Annotated in this window: 17 protein-coding genes and 1 pseudogene; 8 read left to right on the top strand and 10 right to left on the bottom strand. The window is 46.9% G+C overall.

The window, feature by feature from the left end:
• Positions 1-268 precede the first annotated feature (268 nt).
• From U8T64_RS12400 to U8T64_RS12390, 3 genes are all read right to left on the bottom strand, one after another.
• Positions 269-505, bottom strand: coding sequence for an acyl carrier protein (locus U8T64_RS12400; RefSeq protein WP_322183925.1), 237 nt, complete (start codon positions 503-505; stop codon positions 269-271).
• A gap of 1 nt (position 506) precedes the next feature.
• Positions 507-1,691 (bottom strand): radical SAM protein, encoded by a 1,185-nt coding sequence (locus U8T64_RS12395; RefSeq protein ID WP_322183924.1) that lies wholly within the window; start codon positions 1,689-1,691, stop codon positions 507-509.
• 165 nt (positions 1,692-1,856) lie between these two features.
• Positions 1,857-2,654 (bottom strand): radical SAM protein, encoded by a 798-nt coding sequence (locus U8T64_RS12390; protein WP_322183922.1) that lies wholly within the window; start codon positions 2,652-2,654, stop codon positions 1,857-1,859.
• 747 nt (positions 2,655-3,401) lie between these two features.
• Here U8T64_RS12390 and U8T64_RS12385 point away from each other — a divergent pair.
• The 3 genes from U8T64_RS12385 to U8T64_RS12375 all read left to right on the top strand — a co-directional run bounded on the left by U8T64_RS12385 (position 3,402) and on the right by U8T64_RS12375 (position 6,024).
• A complete protein-coding gene (locus U8T64_RS12385) occupies positions 3,402-4,883 on the top strand; it encodes a helix-turn-helix transcriptional regulator (RefSeq protein WP_322183920.1) in 1,482 nt (493 codons plus the stop codon).
• A 78-nt stretch (positions 4,884-4,961) separates the two neighbouring features.
• The gene (locus tag U8T64_RS12380; RefSeq protein ID WP_322183918.1) at positions 4,962-5,426 is read left to right on the top strand and encodes an AraC family transcriptional regulator; all 465 of its coding nucleotides are present in this window, start codon (positions 4,962-4,964) and stop codon (positions 5,424-5,426) included.
• Positions 5,427-5,508: 82 nt separating this feature from the next.
• Positions 5,509-6,024, top strand: coding sequence for a GyrI-like domain-containing protein (locus U8T64_RS12375; RefSeq protein ID WP_322183916.1), 516 nt, complete (start codon positions 5,509-5,511; stop codon positions 6,022-6,024).
• Positions 6,025-6,817: 793 nt separating this feature from the next.
• Here the strand turns inward: U8T64_RS12375 and U8T64_RS12370 are convergent.
• Both U8T64_RS12370 and U8T64_RS12365 read right to left on the bottom strand, forming a co-directional pair.
• On the bottom strand, positions 6,818-7,234 hold the full coding sequence (locus U8T64_RS12370) for a hypothetical protein (protein ID WP_322183914.1): 417 nt from the start codon (positions 7,232-7,234) through the stop codon (positions 6,818-6,820).
• Between the two features lie 78 nt (positions 7,235-7,312).
• Complete coding sequence (locus U8T64_RS12365) at positions 7,313-8,194, bottom strand: helix-turn-helix domain-containing protein (RefSeq protein ID WP_322183912.1); 882 nt, start codon at positions 8,192-8,194, stop codon at positions 7,313-7,315.
• Between the two features lie 188 nt (positions 8,195-8,382).
• Between U8T64_RS12365 and yicI the strand changes: the two genes are divergently transcribed.
• Entirely contained in the window at positions 8,383-10,713 is a 2,331-nt protein-coding gene (gene yicI / locus U8T64_RS12360) for an alpha-xylosidase (RefSeq protein ID WP_322183910.1), read from the top strand.
• Positions 10,714-10,831: 118 nt separating this feature from the next.
• On the opposite strand, the gene U8T64_RS12355 is transcribed toward yicI, so the two are convergent.
• Both U8T64_RS12355 and U8T64_RS12350 read right to left on the bottom strand, forming a co-directional pair.
• The gene (locus U8T64_RS12355; RefSeq protein WP_322183908.1) at positions 10,832-11,458 is read right to left on the bottom strand and encodes a hypothetical protein; all 627 of its coding nucleotides are present in this window, start codon (positions 11,456-11,458) and stop codon (positions 10,832-10,834) included.
• A gap of 152 nt (positions 11,459-11,610) precedes the next feature.
• Positions 11,611-11,988, bottom strand: coding sequence for a hypothetical protein (locus U8T64_RS12350; protein WP_322183906.1), 378 nt, complete (start codon positions 11,986-11,988; stop codon positions 11,611-11,613).
• A 645-nt stretch (positions 11,989-12,633) separates the two neighbouring features.
• Between U8T64_RS12350 and U8T64_RS12345 the strand changes: the two genes are divergently transcribed.
• From U8T64_RS12345 to U8T64_RS12330, 4 genes are all read left to right on the top strand, one after another.
• Positions 12,634-14,349 (top strand): S-layer homology domain-containing protein, encoded by a 1,716-nt coding sequence (locus tag U8T64_RS12345; RefSeq protein WP_322183996.1) that lies wholly within the window; start codon positions 12,634-12,636, stop codon positions 14,347-14,349.
• Positions 14,318-14,593, top strand: coding sequence for a hypothetical protein (locus U8T64_RS12340; protein ID WP_322183904.1), 276 nt, complete (start codon positions 14,318-14,320; stop codon positions 14,591-14,593). Before U8T64_RS12345 ends, U8T64_RS12340 begins: the two co-directional genes overlap by 32 nt.
• 17 nt (positions 14,594-14,610) lie before the next feature.
• Complete coding sequence (locus tag U8T64_RS12335; RefSeq protein WP_322183902.1) at positions 14,611-15,294, top strand: hypothetical protein; 684 nt, start codon at positions 14,611-14,613, stop codon at positions 15,292-15,294.
• A gap of 131 nt (positions 15,295-15,425) precedes the next feature.
• The gene (locus U8T64_RS12330) at positions 15,426-16,151 is read left to right on the top strand and encodes an S-layer homology domain-containing protein (RefSeq protein ID WP_322183901.1); all 726 of its coding nucleotides are present in this window, start codon (positions 15,426-15,428) and stop codon (positions 16,149-16,151) included.
• Between the two features lie 460 nt (positions 16,152-16,611).
• Here the strand turns inward: U8T64_RS12330 and U8T64_RS12325 are convergent, their stop codons facing one another.
• The 3 genes and pseudogenes from U8T64_RS12325 to U8T64_RS13905 all read right to left on the bottom strand — a co-directional run.
• Positions 16,612-17,244, bottom strand: a complete 633-nt coding sequence (locus U8T64_RS12325; protein ID WP_322183899.1) for a hypothetical protein — start codon at positions 17,242-17,244, stop codon at positions 16,612-16,614.
• 1 nt (position 17,245) lies between these two features.
• A complete protein-coding gene (locus U8T64_RS12320) occupies positions 17,246-18,217 on the bottom strand; it encodes a DUF4854 domain-containing protein (RefSeq protein WP_322183897.1) in 972 nt (323 codons plus the stop codon).
• A 300-nt stretch (positions 18,218-18,517) separates the two neighbouring features.
• Positions 18,518-18,583, bottom strand: a pseudogene (locus U8T64_RS13905) (zinc-ribbon domain-containing protein); the annotation flags it as partial.
• Positions 18,584-18,600: the final 17 nt, after the last annotated feature.

Raw genomic sequence — 18,600 nt, 5'->3', positions numbered from 1 at the left:
TTTCTCCATTTTTTAGATTTGTATAGAAATCTGGTGTAACGCACCGACCATAAAAAGGAGATGCATTACACCAGACATCTTCAATATTACCAGATATTGCAGCAGCCTGATTCAGCGTTGGTAGAATAGAGGGAAACCCTACGCCGCCGAGATTTTTTGAACAACTTCATGCTTTTCACCTCCTTACGAAATGCTTAGTGACTATAGAATTGAATAACAGATTATATGTATTTAAATTTTTATGGTATATCGGAAACCATCATCACATCTAACTTTTTTCATTGGCAATCGCTGCATAAACCAGGTTACATAATGATTCAAGAGTCATGCTATTAAGAACTAAATCATCATCTGGAATAGTTATATCAAATTTTTCTTCTATATCGCAAATAATGGAAATGTACTGAATTGAATCTAGAGTAAATTGTTCTGCTTCTTCTATCTCGTCTATTCCATATTCATATAAAATTTCACGTACAATCTCCTTAATATTCATTTGAATCATCTCACAATCTCTTATCAAGCTTATCTAAATAGTAAAGAGCATAAGTTTCAGCCGGAATATATTCTTCATATATACTTTTTTTGCATATATTACGCTGGTTATTTTTCGAAAATTTTCGGGCTAGAGGACAAGTTTGTACCCCAAAGCATAATACATAATACTTACAACGAAAGCACTCATCTTTACGAAAGGGTGCACTTTCTATCCATTCTGCATTTATTTTTTCATCTATTATCAGTTGTCCCTCATTACCAACCGCTCCAATTTCCCCATGATATAAAGAGCTATCATACTTAGAGTAAATCGCCATAGGACACTTGTATATCTTGTTTCCAGGATAAAAAACATAGGAATTAAGGCGTGTGGCTTCACAAATCAAACCAGAATGTAATTGTGTATGGTGGCCAATAGGCATCAACCCAAGCTCATTAGCTTTATATAAACAACTCACTGTATCTCTCACTGATGGAATATTACTCTGTTCGTTTTCGATACGATCTCCCCCCCAATCCATTTCCGGTTGAAGTGATAATTTAAATCGGGGATCAGTTGCAAACTCTTCTTTAAAGAAACGCAGTATTTCGTTAATACGGGGAAGGATTTGCTTAGTAATGGTCACTCTATAATATATCTTACATGCACTGGGTTTTGTTTTATCTCGAATGGCTCGCAAATTTTCAATTATTTTATCATATGAATTTTTGTCCGTTTTATGTGGACGCTGTCGATTATGGGTTTCTTTTACTCCATCCACAGAAACCTGTATCCAACTTGTATGATATTTGCGTAACATTTTATAGGTCTGCAAATCTAAAAGATATCCATTAGTAGTAATTCCTGAGGTTAAAGCTTTTCTATCGCGTTTGGCAAATTCTAAGGCCGCTTGCATAATTGTTTCAATTTCCTTTTTGCAGAGTAAAGGTTCCCCTCCAAACCATTGAATATTTGTCGAACTAAACTTCTTCATATTTTTATCAAGGTAACTGATTATAGCATTAACATTATCGGAAGTCATTGTTTGCTGCCGCTCTTCCTCAAAACAATAGACACACCTGAAATTACATCCACTAGTTGGCATAACTACAAGTTGTAATTTGTTTTCATAACAAATTTTTCTTCGAAGATAATCAGCCTGCTGACTTTCTATTAAATTTGAATCAACAAGAAAGCCGTACTTTACTAACAAAAGAAAAATATTTTCTTCAGTGTTATCTGCCTGAAGCTCAGAAGAGAGAAACTTTTTTACTAAATCACTTTTTCTGGAGACACATAAATAGTCTTGCCTGAAAAAAGATTTCTTAACACAAATGCACCTTCATCCAAGTCAAGTATAATGTTGTACTGTGATGCTTTAAACATTATAAGCACATCCCTTTTCAAGATAGTCTTTTTTAAGAGCCTTGTGCTTTACGATCTCCGTCCCCAAAGTCTTCCAATATTCCTCAATAGTAAGATTATTGGTGTTAAGAATATTATGACTGCTATTATTAAAATGCCTACAAGGAACAAGCGTATTGTTTGGCAAAATATCGAAGAATGTTTTGCCAGCACAACAAGAAGCAGGAAAATAACGTTTATTAATAAGTTTTTCCCTCAATTCAGAAAAGCAAGGGTCAATAGATATAATTAATCCATTAGTCGCTGTTTTACAACAAACAACTGCCTGCGACAAGAAATTAATCTGTACTTCAGAAAGAGCGGACTCCAATAATCCCGACCGATCTGGTTTGTTTTTTAAAATAACAAATTCATCAACGTCATAGTCTTTTGCAAGATTAATCATTCTTTCAAAGTCCTCAATATTATCAGATCTTGCTACCCAATTGATTCCACAACTGATTCCTGCACTTCTTAAAGTGTTCAGTGCATTTATTGCTTCGTAAAACCCAGCTCTTGAACAATCATTTATTTCAGCCGTTGAGCCATTTAAAGATACAAATACTCTAGAAACATTTGCATAATATAATTTTCTTGCAATATCTTCATCCAGTCCGTATCCAGATGTAGCGATTCTACATTCCATTTTATAAGTACTTAAAAGATGCACCGCGTCTAAAAAACGTGAGTATACAAGCGGTTCTCCACCTGTTAAAAGAATTGAAGAAATTTTTAAGGAACTTGCCTTCCTGTATGCGCTTGCTAAACGCATCCCATTCCATTTCTGCATTGCTAGCCGAACTGTAGCATTGGTTACAATTAAAAGGACATCTCTCAGTCAGAACTACATGGATAAAGAGTGGTATATTCATTTGTTTGCCTATTTTATCTATTTTGTGATTAAGAATAAAATTTCTTTCATCAGAAGTTTTCAAATCTGCCTCCATCTTTAATCTATTTAACGTTTTTCTTGTTGTGACATAATTACGTGGAGTTCTTTGAAATATTTATATCATTTTTGCAAAAATATGTCAATATATTTTTGCTTTTTGCTGAGTTTTTGCAGTATTATTACGGCAATATTTTCTTTTGCATAAAGCAACAATTAATTTTTGCAATTTGTATTAACACCTATTTTTTATAAGATTTCTACTACTCAATGACAAGTTACGGTCGGCGTTGTCTGCGCCGACTCGCCGCCTGAACCAGCGGTACAGATTCCTTCTAGAATACAACATTTTAACGGTGAAAAGGCATAAACAGCACAACAAGCCTTCGGCGCTTATGATATAATAACGACGGCAAGAAGCCGTCGTTATCCTGAAGAACCTCTGAAACGCGCAGCGTTTCTCTTTTCCTTACGGAAAAGCACCGGGCTTCTTCTGTGTGTACGAAATTTATGATGTAATAGAACCCAGGAACTCTCCTTCCGACAAACAAAAGCATTCCATGACAGGAAATAAAGAGAGAATTTCTTTATACTATATTTACGCTACATTGTATCAAGGAGGGGAAGCGCTTGTATTGGCTGCAAAGCATAAACAACGCGATCAGATTTATAGAACTGAATTTGACGAACAGGATCCGAACAGAAGATATCTCCAAAGCGGTTTGCTCCTCAGACGCTCATTTTCAGCGGGTTTTTCACATCGTAACGGGGATCACCCTTGGGGAGTATATCCGCAACCGCAGGCTGAGCCTTGCGGGCAGGGAGCTGCGGCTGGGAAAAGAAAGTGTAACGGAAATTGCCATGAAATATCAATATGATACTTCTGAAAGCTTTTCCAAGGCCTTTCTTCGATTTCACGGGATCAATCCCTCCGATGTTCGGGCGAAGGGCAGCAGGCTGAAATTTTACAGTCCTCTGCAAATCAACATTTCGCTGGAAGGCGGGTTCAACACGCCTTTTCAGCTGATAGACCAGTTCTGCTGGAACGATATCGATGAAAAGGTGACAGAGCCCCTTTCCGATGCGGAAAAATACCAAAGAGTCATCGATTGGTCCCATGCGGCCAGGGAGAAGAATCCCGCCGTATTTGATTCGCTGACGGACTGGATCCTGGACGACGCCCAGTGGACACAGGACAAGCTGGCTGAGAACGAGCAGATCCTGCTGCACGGGGTTTTGGCAAGATTCCGGGAACAAAACGCAAGGCTTTCCGCATATTTAAGGTCTTTCTCCGATCCCGGCATTGTAAATCAGGCTGTTTGGAACGCCCTGGAAAAATTTAACGCCCAGCTGATGGGAAAAACAGACGAGCCGGAGCTGCGGCAGGCTGTGGAGGACATGTTCGGCGATTTTTCCGTGATGAAAAACCGCCGGACCCGGGAGCTGATCGCCGGCAGCAGGACAGGCCCCACGGGCACGGACAGCATAGAGCTTTTCGGCTACATCAACTGCCTGGAGGTCTGCGACGCCGGTGTACAATGGGCTTTGTTCATGCCTCAGTTTTCCAAAAATCAGCAAAAGGGCTTCCAGCTGGAGCATTTTGAATACAAAACACTGCCTGCCATGCGCTTTATCGGCAAGGAATTTTTTAAGAACGACCCCGTAGAGCTTCAGCAGAAGCTGGACGTAGTTTCCGCCCTGGATCAGCTGAAGGGAGCTGGCTCCGGCTTTGATTACGATATTTTTCTCTTTCACCACTTCGGAAAAGGCGTGGACGAAGAGCCCTGCCACGGCTTTTTGGGAAGATTTATGAAGGCCGGAACCGCCGTTCCGCCGGGCTTTACCTCTGTGGATTTTGTTCCGGAATGGACCGCGCCGGATTTCGGCCCCCCCTATCTCTCAAAATTTGCCTTTGCCTTTTTTACCGGCGATCAAAACGCCATGCACAGCCGTGACGGCTATGACGTTGACGCCATGTACGATGTTACCAGAAACACCGTTCTGGGCCAGGGCGTGCAAATTCCCTACCCGCATAAATACTGGACGGCGGAGGTTTTTCTGAACGGGATCGCAGACCCCGGCACGGCCTATCTGTTCAGCGTGGAGCTTTGAGGGATACTGGGAAAGCATGAGAAAAAGCCTTTCTTTGAAAGCGATTTTTACTGAAATGATTTGTAAGGGAGCATCGTTATGCAATCGATCCGTATCATCAAAATACCTGATTGTAAAATGGTTTCATCGGGAATCGGCATGTTCGGGGAGGAAAATTTCACAGCGTTCGACGCTTGGTTTTCCGCCTTTCCTCCCGTAAAAGACGCCCGGGATTTTGCCGTCGAGGCAGACGGCGGTCTGGAGTGGCTTTTTCTCTATGAGGAAGGCATAGACGTTCCGGAACAGTTCCCCATTGTGGATTTCAAAGGCGGCCTTTACGCTGTAAGCACCGACATTGACGGGCAGACCGATACTGCCGCCATGGATCGGGAGCTGCAGGAGTTTTTGCGGGAAAACGGCCTTGAGCAGGATCTCAGCCGCCGCAGAATGGGCAATATCATCACGCCGCCCGAGGCGGAAAGGATCATGGGCTATCAACAGATGGATTACTATATGCCGGTAAAGGCACGCCGCATAGAGTCAGCAAAGGAGTCAAATATCTAAGACACGATCGCACAAACACCGGAAAAACCACGTTGAAGCAGGAAGATACCGCTATTCAGAATAAAAAAAGAAGGAAAAAGCCATGAGCGAAAAAGCGATCATCACCTATCGGTTTCATCAAGAAGCCTTTGAGTTTCTCGGAAATGAAACTGTCATTACGGAGTCTACCGTGCCCTCCGATTTCAAGCAGATCTGGAACGATTTTTTTGAAATGGGCGGGTATGCCCCCATTCTTCCCTATGCGGTGGATCCAAAGCCCATCAACGTATGGTACTTCAATGAAAAGGGAGAACACATTTACTCTCAGGGCCTTTTCGTACAAAACGTAGACAAGGTACCGGAAGGCTACAGGCTCTCCCGGTTCGACGGGGGCGATTATCTCGTCGTCACTACCGAGTGGATGGAGACAAATGAAGAGGCCGTAGGCGATAACGGAAACAGGCGCGTCAACCGATATGCGGAAACGGCGGAACTGCCGGAAGGCTATGTCCGAAGCGGCGGTCCCATTCTTGAAATCGAAAAAGAAAACGCCGATACGCCAGAGGGCAGCAGATACGAGGTCTGGGTCCCCATGGAGCCCGCCGCAAAAGGCAATTAGGAATGAGCAAGGGGCGGTAAAGGAGCCGCGATATTATGAAGCCGCTTTCCACTTGTTATTCTGAGGAATATAACAACAAAGAATCTCGTCTTTCCAGTCCCGAAAAAGGACGAAAGGCGAGATTCTTCGCAAAGAAAGCAAGGCTCCCCTTGCTTTTTGTTCAGTAATAACAGGAGAAAAGTAAGCGGTTTTCCGCTAAATTATAGTTTAGCGAACTAGTCGTTAGAGAAGAACAAGGTCCCTCCTTTGTCATTCTGAGGAACAAAGAATCTCGCCCTTCCTTCCTGAGCAAGGAGCCAAGGGACGAGATTCTTCGCAAAGAAAGCAAGGCTCCCCTTGCTTTTTGTTCAGTAATGACAGAGGGGAAGTAAGTGGTGTACCCGTTAAATTATAGTTTAGCGAACTAGCTGTTAGTTGTTAGAAAAGGGCAAATCCTTTCTTTTGTCATTCTGAGGAGCGCAGAAAGCTATAGCTTTCTTGACGAAGAATCTTGCCCTTAATTCCAGGGCAAAAGGGCAAAGGACGAGATTCTTCACTTCGTTCAGAATGACAGATAGAAAGCAAGCGGTTCGCCGCCAAATTACAATTTATCGTACTAACTGCCCTCTTTGTCATTGCTGAGCAAAAAGCGAAGTAAACTCCGCTTTTCTTGCTTTCTGTTCAGTGATGACAGGTGGAAGGTAAGCGGGCAACCGCTAAATTCCAACTTATCAGGTGTCATTTGCAGCGCTTGCACCCTTGACCTTACTAATTGCTAATTACTAACCGCTAACTACTAATTCTCCTTGCGCCCTCAGAGAATTTCAGGCTTCTCCCGGTCTGCCTCTAAACGGGCGGCGTGTCGCTTTGCCTTCAGAAGAAGCACCGTGTCGTAAAGCTCCTCCACTGTCAGGAGGAGCATGGCGCTCCAGCCACGGTTCTGGAGAAAGGCAAACACTGTCAGGCAGAGGGAAAGCAGAAGCAGGGCAGCGCTGAGAAAAACACCCTTTTGTCCCAGCCGGGTGCTTTGATGGGTTCGAAACAAAAGAAGAAACGCCAGCGCTGACCAATACAAGACGTTTGCCGCAACCAGAGGTTCAAATTGATAGGCGGTTTGGGCCGTTCTTGTCGCCTGCTCCAGCAGCACCGGCAGGAGCCACAGCGCCAGCAGAGCATAGAGCGCATAGAAAAGCAGGTACAGCGCAAAGGAAAAATTGCTTCGGTTTTTCATAAAAACGCTCCTTTCTTTTTACAAAATCTGCATTTTATAAATCAGTGCATACCATGCGGGCGTTCCTTTATTCAAAGCTTATTCCCGAAGCCTTCTTGCTTCCCTTCGGTACTCCGCCGGGGTGCGGCCTGTGCTTTGCTTGAAGGAATCAATAAAGTAGCTCAAGCTGTTAAAGCCCGTTTCCAGGGCGATATCCAGCTCCTTTCGGTCTGTTTCCAGCAGCAGCTCTCGGGCGGCCGCCAGGCGCAGGGCGTTGATGTAGCGAATGGGCGTTTTCAGGGTAACCCTTTTGAACAGGCGGCAAAAATGTCCCTCGCTCAGATGGCTGAGCTCTGCCAGCTCTGCCAAAGTGATAGGCTGGGAATAGTTTTTGCGGATATGCTCTATGGCCGCCTTGATCCCCTGGGAGGGCTCCTTTTCTTTGCGGGCGGAAAGGAGCTCGCCGCCCTCCGTCAGCCCGGCAAAGATCTCCAGAAGCCTGCTCTGTACCCGAAGCTCATAGGCGGGCGGCTGCCGGGTAAGCAGCTCCACGGTCTGGTCAAAAGTGGTAAGGAGCGCATTTTCCCGGTCATTCTCTCCCCGAACGATCCTTTGCGGCTTCAGCCTTCCCTCCCGCACCGGGATCACATAGGCCCTGCGGGCCAGCTCGCCGCTTCCGCAAAGCATTTCCGGGCTGAATACCACCGCGTCATACTCCAGGGGAGTCTCGTCCAGCGCCTGTGCGGCATGGAGCTCTCCGCTGTTGAAAAACACCAGATTGCCGGGGCCCGCTTCCATAAAGCTTTCCCCACACTGTACCCGAGCCCTGCCGTCCCGCACCCGAAACAGCTCCATTTCCTCATGCCAATGGCATTCCAGCTGCTCCAAACCCCCGGCATAGGGCGGCCGCATACGGTAGCAGCCGGCCGGAAAATCCGGCCCGCCATGGCGGCGGGTCTCTTTCAAGTGCTTATCCACCATACTCCGCTTCCTCCTGTCCGGGCGCGCACCCATAAAAATCAAAATATTGGAACTTTTCATTGGTTTTCCGCTAGTCTTTTTTTCTGTGAAATTGTATAATACATCTAAATTATACTCGTGCTTCCGGCATTTTGCAACTGCCGGAAAAAATCTCAAAAAACCGACAATTTCAGAAAGGATGCTTTGCCATGAAATTTACTAAGGGCTACTGGATGAATCTCCCCGGCGTAGAGGCGGCGGACTGCGTGCAGATCCGGGAGGTCAAAATCGAAAAAGACCGCGTCTATCTCTATTCCGTTCCCTATCCTCACGACGTACGGGCTATGGGCGGCCCGGTGCTGGAGCTGTTCATCACCTCTCCCCAGCCCGATATTCTTCGCACCCAGGCCTACCACTTTATGGGCAGCGCCAGGAAGGATCCTCAGTTTGAGCTGAACGAAGCGCCTCAGCCCCTGCAGGTCACGGAAACGGAAAAGGGGCTTTCCATCGTCAGCGGAAAAACCGAGCTGCGCATTACGAAAAATCCCGCCTCCTTTACTTATTATTATAACGGAAAGAAGCTCACTCAGATCGGCGACCGCTTCGGCCACGCCATGATCAGCACCATGAAAACCCCGGAAGGGCCCTTTATGCGTTGCCAGATGGATCTGGACATCGGCGAAAAGGTCTACGGCCTGGGCGAGCGCTTTACGCCCTTTGTGAAAAACGGACAGGTGGTGGACATGTGGAATGAGGACGGCGGCACCTGTTCGGAGATCGCTTATAAAAATATCCCCTTCTATCTGACCAACAAGGGCTACGGCGTGCTGGTAAACACCAGCGGGAAGGTCTCTTATGAGATCTGCTCCGAGGTGGTCACCCGGGTGCAGTTCTCCGTGCCGGGAGAGAAGCTGGATTTCATGGTCATCGGCGGCGGAGACGGCAAAACCGTGCTACAAAACTACACCGCCCTCACAGGCCGCCCTGCCCTGCCCCCCGCCTGGTCCTTCGGCCTGTGGCTCACCACCTCCTTCACCACCAGCTATGATGAAAAAACGGTCACAAGCTTTGTGGACGGCATGTCGGAGCGGAAGATCCCCCTGCACGTGTTCCACTTCGACTGCTACTGGATGAAGGAAAACGAATGGTGCAATTTCACCTGGGACGAGGCCATGTTTGACGACGTGCCGGGCATGCTTTCCCGTATGAAGAACGAAAAGGGCCTGAAGATCTGCGTATGGATCAACTCCTACATCGGCCAGAAATCGCCCTTGTTCCGGGAAGCCATGGAAAGGGGATATCTCTTAAAGCGTCCGAACGGCGATGTGTGGCAGTGGGACCTGTGGCAGGCCGGCATGGGCCTGGTGGACTTTACCAACCCCGCCGCCTGGAAATGGTATCAGGAAAAGCTCCGCGCCCTGCTGGAGATGGGTGTGGACTGCTTCAAAACCGACTTCGGCGAGCGCATTCCCACCGACGTGGTCTATTATGACGGCAGCGACCCGGAGCTGATGCACAACTATTATACCTATTTGTATAACAAGTGCGTCTTTGAGCTTTTGGAGGAATACAAGGGCAAAAACGGGGCCTGCCTCTTTGCCCGCAGCGCCACGGTAGGCGGCCAGAAATTCCCGGTACACTGGGGCGGCGACTGCTCCTCCAACTACCCCTCCATGAGCGAATCCCTGCGGGCCGGGCTTTCCCTGTGCCTCTCCGGCTTCGGCTTCTGGAGCCACGATATCAGCGGCTTTGAGGGCACCGCCCCGGCTGACGTATACAAGCGCTGGGCGGCCTTCGGCCTGCTTTCCACCCATTCCCGGCTTCACGGCTCCAATTCCTACCGGGTGCCCTGGCTCTTCGATGAAGAGGCGGTGGACGTGCTGCGGAAATTCACCAACCTGAAATGCACTCTCATGCCCTACCTGTATTCCGCCGCCGTGGAGACCCACCGCACCGGCGTACCCACCATGCGCGCCATGGTGCTGGAATTTCCCACGGACGCCGATCCTCTAAACATTCCCTGCGCCGATCTGGATCGTCAGTATATGCTGGGAGAAAGCCTGCTGGTGGCTCCGGTATTCACCAGGGAAGGCGATGTGGATTACTATCTTCCCGCCGGCACCTGGACGGGCCTCCTGGATAACCGCACGGTAGAGGGCGGCCGGTGGCTCCACGAGGTACACGATTTCATGAGCCTGCCCCTGATGGTGCGGGAAAATACCCTTCTCCCCATCGGCGCGGACGACCAGAACGTGGAATACGATTACGGCAAGGATCTGACCCTTCACGTGTTCCAGCTGAAGACAAAGGCCTATACCGATATCAAGGACCAAAACGGGGACGATCTCCTGCAGGTCTCCGCCGAAAACCAAAACGGCACGCTTACTTTCCACTTCGAGGGCAAAGCCGAAAATCTGAAGCTCCTGCTTCGCAATATCAGCAGCGTAAAGGAAGTTTCCGGCGCCGCCGCGGAGCAGACCGGGGAAGGCGTTCTCCTGGCCGTAAACCCGGAGCTCCGGAACGTGACGGTTCGGTTGTAACGATCGCTTTTGAAAAACTATTCTTAAAGAAAGAAGCAGGGCTGTCGATAAAGGCAGCCCTGCTTCTTTCTTTAAGAATGTGATAAATTGAGATAAACAATACGGCACATTTGATCCATCAAAGGACAATTCTCGAATACGTTTCGTATGTAATAAAGTCATAAGTACCCCAAGTATTGTAGGAACTGGCTCGAATTCCTACTTTAATGTTTTTTGGGGGAGATACAGATAAGCTTTCTCCGCTTTTCATATTCGTTTTGTGAGCAAGGTCAGAGCCTGTATTTAAATTGGTATATCCTAAATTATACGTAGTTCCGGGGACGATTTGCGTAAAAGAACGAATCATGGTCGTATCAAACCGAACCTTGTTTTCAATGTACCTTGTGGTAGAAATCGTTCTGAAAGGCTTACTGGCCGCAGTTTCAGACGGTTTCCGAAGAGAGACGCTGTCAACATATTGAGTTACTTCTGTTGTAGTTGAGTAGGGGGAGCTTTCGGAATAAACTTCCGCTTTCGGCAAACCAGCAGGAACAGACCAATCAGCAGGGAAAAGCTCAGAGAATTCAGGCAGCTTTTCCAGCACATTTCCTTCTAAATCCATTACATAAGCATCTATGCCATCGGCTGACCAGGACTCTGCATAAATCAGTTCATTTCTAGCTTCCAATATTTTAGCTTTAGTTATAGAATCAGCGTTATCAAGGTTCATAATATGCGTAATGACGAATTGTGTAAAACTCTCCAAGGTCTTTGGCAACAGCAGAAAGAGAAGTAGTGGATAATAGAACTAAAGATAAGAAACAGGCAAATATAAACCGAATGCGCTAAATGCGTTTTTTCATATATAGCTCCTCCTATCATTTAAGCAACGAGTAAAAGTCATAGAAAACCTGGTCGTTAAAAACACTTTGGCTGTTCCCAGTCTGAAGGGAACAACTCATGAAATTCCGGAACTCTTTCAATGATATTTCCCTCCAGATCTGTTACGTAAGCTTCAATGCCATCGGCGGCCCAGCCGTCAAAACGGTTCATCACTCTTCGGCGAGCCTCCAGAATGACAGGCTCAAGAGAAGCTTCCGCATCGGCAAGCTTCATGTAAGCATAATAGTCCACTCCGTTTTCCTGAAACAGCTCGTCCATTTCCGCGGCGGATACTGTTTCCGGTGCATCGGCTTGAGAAATCACATTGTCCGATGCAAGGGCAGAGCGGTTTCCTGCTGTGACGCAAAACAGGACAAAAATAAGCATCAGGGCCGCAGCTTTCCATTTTTTCATAACGCTTCTTCCTCCTTGATTATGGTGATTATTATTTTTTGCTCATACTCCCAAAGTATTCCGAGAAAGCTACTAAAAGTCTCGTTTTTTCACTTAAAAGCTTATCACTTTTTGCAGAGTTTGTAAATTGTTAAATTGTACAAATCATACAATAAATTTAGTGACATTTATCGATATGCACATTTATAGTTAAGATGAAGCCGAAAACCTGAAGCTCCTGCTTCGCAATATCAGCAGCGTAAAGGAAGTTTCCGGCGCCGCCGCGGAGCAGACCGGGGAAGGCGTTCTCCTGGCCGTAAACCCGGAGCTCCGGGACGTAACGGTTTGTTTATAACGCGTAAAAATTTCTTTCAGAAAAGGAGCGGGGCTGCCTGACATCGGCAGCCTCGCCCTCTCTTATTTGGGGACTTATATTATACAACACACCCTCGAAAAACACTCCCTTATTTACTGTAAAATATTTCTTCCAAAATTTTTAATTTTTGCGAATATTCACAAAGCGAAATTTTTGATATGGTTAATGTGACCCCAAAAACTGTCTAGAAATCTTTTTTTGACGCTTTTCTTACTCAAAATTAAGAAAAAAGACAGAACCACTATTTTTGGTTTGTGAAACGATTCAAAAAAGCAAAAAAGCTGTTGAGTATGGTTCTTCTTGCTTCTACTCTGCTTGCAACCGCCGCCATACCGGCAGAAGCTACCGCCTTTTCCGATGTCTCTGGATCAAATGCTTACCTGGACGCAATCAATTATGTTTCCGACAATAACCTGATGGTGGGAACTACCAGTACCCAGTTTTCCCCCGGTACCGGCCTTACCCGGGCTATGATCGTTTCCATTCTTTACAGAAAAGCCGGGTCTCCTGCTGTAACCACCAACAGCACGCCCTTTACGGATGTTCCCGCTACCGCTTATTATCGCAAGGCTGTAATCTGGGCGGCAAATCAGGGTATTGTTGCCGGAACGACTGATACCACCTTTTCTCCCAACCAAAATGTGACCAGAGAACAGGCCTCTTGCTTTTTCCAACGCTTTTCCAAAAAGACTACCACTACCGTAACAAAAAGCGATTCCTACACCGGATATGCCGATTCCGGCAGCGTTTCCAATTTTGCCAAGGAATCCGTAGGCTGGGCTATTGCCAACGGCCTTTTGGAAACACCCTCTAACAAAATAAGGCCTACCTCCCATATGACCCGAGGAGAAGCAGCCTTTGCCCTGACCGCCTTCGGCACCAATGTGGAGCGAATCCTTTCCGGAAAGGATCACTTTAAGTTCCGAAATGTCAGCAGTAATTTTTCTTCAAAATACTATATGACCAACAATCATTATACAAAGGCAAAGAATAGGGTTTATAATAAATACTATACTACCGAAAGTAAGAAGGTTTATAATAATGCAATAAAAGAGTTAGACTACTGGAGAAACTCTTCGTGGAAAGGCCATTGCTTCGGTATGTGCGCCACCTCCATTTCTCAGATCGGCGCAAAACCGGGAACAGAACAGGAAAGCGCCCTGACCTATTACCACCTTGCGCAGCACTATGATAACCTTTGCGGCATTTCGCACGATGTCTGGACCACTAATACTTCACAAGAATTTAACAATACCGTCAAAAAATTGCAATTTGCAAAAGGACCCGCTCTATTGTCTTACATTTCCGTGAATGACACTGACGAAGTGCATCACGCTGTTATTGTGAATTCCTGTACGTGGAACAGTACCGGTGATCGCTATTACTGGAAGGTTTATGATCCCAACACCGCACAGACAAGCCAATGGGCTATTACTATAAAAGATGGCTATTATCACCTTCCTGACGGTACCCATTTTTTAACCTTACACGCATTGGCTAATTATACTGAAAACGGGAAGGAAATCAATGAACTAAACAAGTTTAACTATCTTGATATTGACGGATATCAAAATTTGAAAAATTACTCCTCTGGAACACTCTCTTTAGATGAGCCTTCCATGGAAAGCAATACTTTGCCGGAGGCCTTTGCCACTATGGAAGAGGAGCGCCGTGACCCTAACACCTACTCCACGATCGGCTTCTATCTTCAGGACGGCCTCATTATTACCAACGACTGCGGGGAAACTCTGGAATGGAGCAGAGAAAACGGCTTTACCGGTGATATGGAGATTTATGACTTCCGACCCATCATTGGAAGGCCCCCTTCAGGTACACCTGGAAGTTCCCCTCAGCAAAACCTTTACAGTGAAAAGCCCCGAAGAACAGAGCCAGTATTTTACCATTGTAGATCAATACCGCTTCCAATACGCCACTGGCTTTTCCGGCTCCGCTGTACTGAGCAGCAACGGTTCCATGGAGCTGGAACACTGCCTGGAGGAGTTTGAAGTGGGCTATTACTGTGCGGAAGAAGCTGATACTCAAAGGCTTTCCGGGAAAAACGGGCACGCCGTAAAAATCGATTATACCGATGGCCTGCTCAGCGCCGCCGGAGAAATGGAACAGTATACCGTAACCAAAACCGATGCGTCCGGCGTCAGGCATACAACGGTTCACACTGCTGAAGCGGTGGTGGAGGAAGCCTCTTCTTCATTGATTCCTGAACCGGAAGAAAGCTCTTTGTCTGAATAACCTGGGAGGGCACTCTAATGAAACCCCTGCTTCACAAGCTTTTCCTGCTGCTTCTGACGCTTTGTTTTCTGTGTAGCTGCGAAAGCGATTCCTTAGCTTCCAGACCTTGGATCAAAGGGTATTCTCCCCGGCCTGATAACTACAATCCTGCTGACTATACAAACTTATATTTTAACAGCTACAAGGGACTATGTATTACCAACGCAGAAGAAGAAACTTTTCACTATGACGGAGACTATCTATGTAATGGTATTACTTACTTGTATTATGGGAATATGAAAATCTATCGCGCTCATTTTGCGATTGGTTTCGGCGCGATGACAGAATTGGAGGTCCTTTCCAGCCGGTATTACATGTTTGAATATTCCCTGAACCCAGGCACGGACATTTCTCTCAGCATAAACGATACAAACGCTTATACGGGCAGATGCACGTATCCCTCTCCGGGCGTCACTGTCTCCGCCACTGCAATCACCAAAGCTGTTTTATTCCAAAGCGGCACCGCCATTCTGGACGGTGATCTTTCCGAATTTGAGGTTTCCTATCAGCGCCCGGACAATACGGAAACTAAGTTATGTTTGACCGGCTCTGGGAAAGACCATGTGGAGGTTTATTACGAAAACGGCACACTTGTTGCCGAGGGCGAGGAACTGGAATATTACGTTACGAAGGAACCAATCTGGCAGGCTCTACCTGAATAATCTGGGAGGGCACTCTAATGAAAACCCTGCTTCAAAGAGTTTAACGGCTCTTCTGAAACAGCGGGATAGCTCTCTGCAAGCTTTATTCCGGCAGTTTTATTTTTCCGCCCTACCGGTTGAGAGGAATATTTATGAAACGACTCCTGCATAAGCTTCTGCTTTTGATCGTTTCCACGGCTCTGATCCTGCAAAGCAGTTCCATAGCCTTGGCAAAAACAGAATCTGCCGTTTCTTGGTTTGCCGATGTCTCTCTGGGGAAGGAGGGCTTTTATGATGACGTCATATATGCTGGGTGGGAGCTCGGTTTCTTCTATGGAACCGCTCCGGAACAATTCTCTCCCAGGAAACCGGTGACCCTGGCGGAATCCGTTACTTTTCTGGGAAGAGTATACGAGAAGCTTTCCGGGATAAAGCTGGAAGAATCGTACAGCGTTGCGGATATTGACCCCGGCAGGTTTTACAGCCGGTATGCCATATGGGCCAGAGAGAAGGGGCTTCTTGATCCTTTTTTCCAAAAAAGTTTCCAGCCGGAGCATCCCATGACCAGGGAAGACACCGCGATTCTGCTTTACAGATTTCTTCTGCTCTTTGATACCACGAAAATGATAGGCATGGAAAACGCCTTTCACTATGCGGACGAGGAAGAGCTTTCCACGGAAGGGCAGGCGGCTGTATACACACTTTCCGCTATTCCCCTTGTTCCCTATGACCGATGTGACTATGAAAAAAAGTGGCTGGCCCCCGCAAAAAATACCTTGCGCAGGGAAATGGCTTCTTATACAATGCGGATATGGCGTATTGCAGCCATATCAATGATTTCGGCAAAATCAAGGGCAAGGACGGAACCGGCCCGTTAAGTTCAATCAAAAACAACCGTGAAAATTTCTTTCAGAAAAAAAAAGGGGGGGGGGAACCGCCGTATATTGGCAGCTCCTCCCTCTCTTGTTTTTGGGGCTTATAGTACAATGCTTTTCCCCGAAAGCACCCACTTTTTTCGTTAAATATTCCAAGGAAAAATTAAGGTCGAGATTCTTCGTAAAGAAGTGAAACTTCTTTTCCTCAGTAATGACAAAGAAGAGACCTTGACCTTTTTTAACGACTAACAACTAGTTCGCTAAATCATAATTTAAGGGTAAGTCGCATATTTCACTTCTGTCATTCTGAGCCGCCAAAGGCGGTGAAGAATCTCGCCCTTCTCTAACGACTAACAACTAACAGCTAACGACTATTATCATCTTCCTTGTGGTCGGCAAAATAACTATATTCTCCCGTACCAAACAGGAACATGTGTGCCTGCTCATTGCTCATTTTTAATTGCTAATGATTCCTTTCCTCCCGTTCCCTGAAAAACTCCTCGCAGAAGCGGTTCCACTGCTGCTCGTATTCCTCATGGGGGAGAAGCTTCAAATCCATAGGGGTGAACACGCCCCGCTTTTGGGCCTCCGCGGCGAATTCCAGCAGCACCTCGTTTTCCTCCGCCAGAAAGCCCCGAACTGTGGGAAAACCCTTTTTTGCCGCCAGATACAGCCGGGTGTGGCCATCGCAGGAAAGGTACCGTTCTCCATAACGGATCAAGGGAATGACGATTTCCTCCCAGGCGGAAATAAAATCCTCCACCGCCCGCAGCTTTTCCTCGTCTACAAAAAACTGAGAGGGCTGAATTTCCGAAAGCGTTACCGGAAACAGCTCTACCGGGGGAAATTCGGCGATCAGCGTTCCATCTTCTTTCAGAAACCGTGTAATATGCTCCGCGTAAAAGCGAAAGGTTTCTATCAGCTCCTTGTACGCTTCCCCGCTTTCGGGAAGCTCTCCCAGCCGGATCACGGCTGTGGTTTCCCCTGTAATTTCCACCTCGCAGGGAATGCCATCCACCAGAAAACACCCGTGCTGGCGCAGAGCCTCTTCCCGAAACCGGGAGTCCTTGTAATTGTCGATCCGCTCTATTTCCATATCAGGAACCTCGATATTCCTTAGAGTAAAGTTCTGTGCCATCTTCCGCTATATATTTGAGGACAATAACGGGGTCTTCTACTTCCACCAGGGTCTTTAAGAGATTTGCCATGCTAGCATATTTTTCGCTTAAATCTTTATCATCTAAATAACTTCTCACAGCTTCCACAAAGGCCTTCTCATCCACATCATATATGTCTTTATAAATATAAGTATAAATAAGCTTGTTTTCCTGCCCAGATATTTCAACTTCTAGGATGTCTGGATCTGTCATTTCCCGCAAGTTTTTCAACTGCAATTGCACAAGATCAGACTGAACATACTCTTCCATGGTCTTAAACTTGCCCTCAGCTGTAAAGCCACGCTCTTCTTTCTGTTTTTTCCACGCCTTTACCTCATATTTTCCAATCAGGTCATAAATCTCCTCATCACCGTTCAAAATCTCTAAACTTTGCTCCAGCGCACTGGCAGCTGCTTCATAATCACCTTGAGCATCGTACGCCTCTACCGCCAGCAAAAGATCCCGCTTGTACGACTGACAAAAGGCTTTCACCTTTCCTTGGGCCGCTTCATACTGCAAGTCGTCCTCTACCACCTTATTATAGTACGAAAAGGCTTCTGTATCCTCTCCCTTCTTTTCCGCTTCTACAGCCTTCTCAAAATCTACTTTGGATTGCCGCAGCACTTTCAGATCCTGCACAAGCCCCGGCAGTCCGTTTTCTGTACAGTAAGTGGACAAGGTTTTAATCAGCGCTTCCGCTTCTTCATACGCAATTTCTCCCCAGTTGTACTCTTCATAGGCGTTTTCTGCCAGCTCTGTGAACCGGTCGATAGCCTGAAGCCTGTTTTCGTCATCTAAAAGCTCCAGTTGAAGCCCGGCCGTTTCATAGTCTTCCGTCCCCATAGCCCGGTTGTAGACCTGGAGGGGAGCGTTGTACCACCCCAGAAAACAGGCCAAAGCAATACCAGCCACTACAAGAAAGCCCCCAACGCTTCCCAGGACGATCCAGCGGGTCTTCTTTTTGGAGGGCTGCTTCGGAAAGCCGCCCGGCGCAAACTGAGGCGCGGCAGACGGCGCAGGCGCATAGCCATAGCCGGGCTGCTGGGGCGCCTGTCCGGCCTGCTGAGATTCATAAGGCCCCTGCTGGGGTATGTAAGGAGCCTGGGGCGGAACGACAGGCTGCTGAGGACAGGCGTTCTGGGGAACCTGCTGATGCCCCGCTTCCGGTCTTCCCTGAGAAACAGGGGCGGCAGGGGCCGCGGGCTGCACGGGCGCTCCGCAAAACGGGCAGAACCGTGTATTCTCCGGTATTTCTCTGTGACAGTTTCTGCAAATCATAGGTTTCTCCTTATCCA

Origin of the sequence: Neglectibacter caecimuris, from assembly GCF_034335015.1 — a bacterium.
In the GTDB taxonomy this organism is placed as follows: domain Bacteria; phylum Bacillota; class Clostridia; order Oscillospirales; family Acutalibacteraceae; genus Acutalibacter; species Acutalibacter caecimuris_A.
The sequence above is the reverse complement of the archived record's forward strand: the minus strand, read 5'-3'. Positions and strand labels throughout refer to the sequence as shown.

What these genes read in the sequence shown, in the direction of transcription:
- U8T64_RS12350 (WP_322183906.1), bottom strand. Translation starts at nt 11,988, where the DNA reads ATGAAAAAATGGAAAGCTGCGGCCCTGATGCTTATTTTTGTCCTGTTT.
- U8T64_RS12325 (WP_322183899.1), bottom strand. Translation starts at nt 17,244, where the DNA reads ATGGAAATAGAGCGGATCGACAATTACAAGGACTCCCGGTTTCGGGAA.
- U8T64_RS12390 (WP_322183922.1), bottom strand. Translation starts at nt 2,654, where the DNA reads ATGCGTTTAGCAAGCGCATACAGGAAGGCAAGTTCCTTAAAAATTTCT.
- U8T64_RS12370 (WP_322183914.1), bottom strand. Translation starts at nt 7,234, where the DNA reads ATGAAAAACCGAAGCAATTTTTCCTTTGCGCTGTACCTGCTTTTCTAT.
- U8T64_RS12340 (WP_322183904.1), top strand. Translation starts at nt 14,318, where the DNA reads ATGGAGCTGGAACACTGCCTGGAGGAGTTTGAAGTGGGCTATTACTGT.
- U8T64_RS12330 (WP_322183901.1), top strand. Translation starts at nt 15,426, where the DNA reads ATGAAACGACTCCTGCATAAGCTTCTGCTTTTGATCGTTTCCACGGCT.
- U8T64_RS12345 (WP_322183996.1), top strand. Translation starts at nt 12,634, where the DNA reads ATGGTTCTTCTTGCTTCTACTCTGCTTGCAACCGCCGCCATACCGGCA.
- yicI (WP_322183910.1), top strand. Translation starts at nt 8,383, where the DNA reads ATGAAATTTACTAAGGGCTACTGGATGAATCTCCCCGGCGTAGAGGCG.
- U8T64_RS12335 (WP_322183902.1), top strand. Translation starts at nt 14,611, where the DNA reads ATGAAACCCCTGCTTCACAAGCTTTTCCTGCTGCTTCTGACGCTTTGT.
- U8T64_RS12365 (WP_322183912.1), bottom strand. Translation starts at nt 8,194, where the DNA reads ATGGTGGATAAGCACTTGAAAGAGACCCGCCGCCATGGCGGGCCGGAT.
- U8T64_RS12380 (WP_322183918.1), top strand. Translation starts at nt 4,962, where the DNA reads ATGCAATCGATCCGTATCATCAAAATACCTGATTGTAAAATGGTTTCA.
- U8T64_RS12400 (WP_322183925.1), bottom strand. Translation starts at nt 505, where the DNA reads ATGATTCAAATGAATATTAAGGAGATTGTACGTGAAATTTTATATGAA.
- U8T64_RS12375 (WP_322183916.1), top strand. Translation starts at nt 5,509, where the DNA reads ATGAGCGAAAAAGCGATCATCACCTATCGGTTTCATCAAGAAGCCTTT.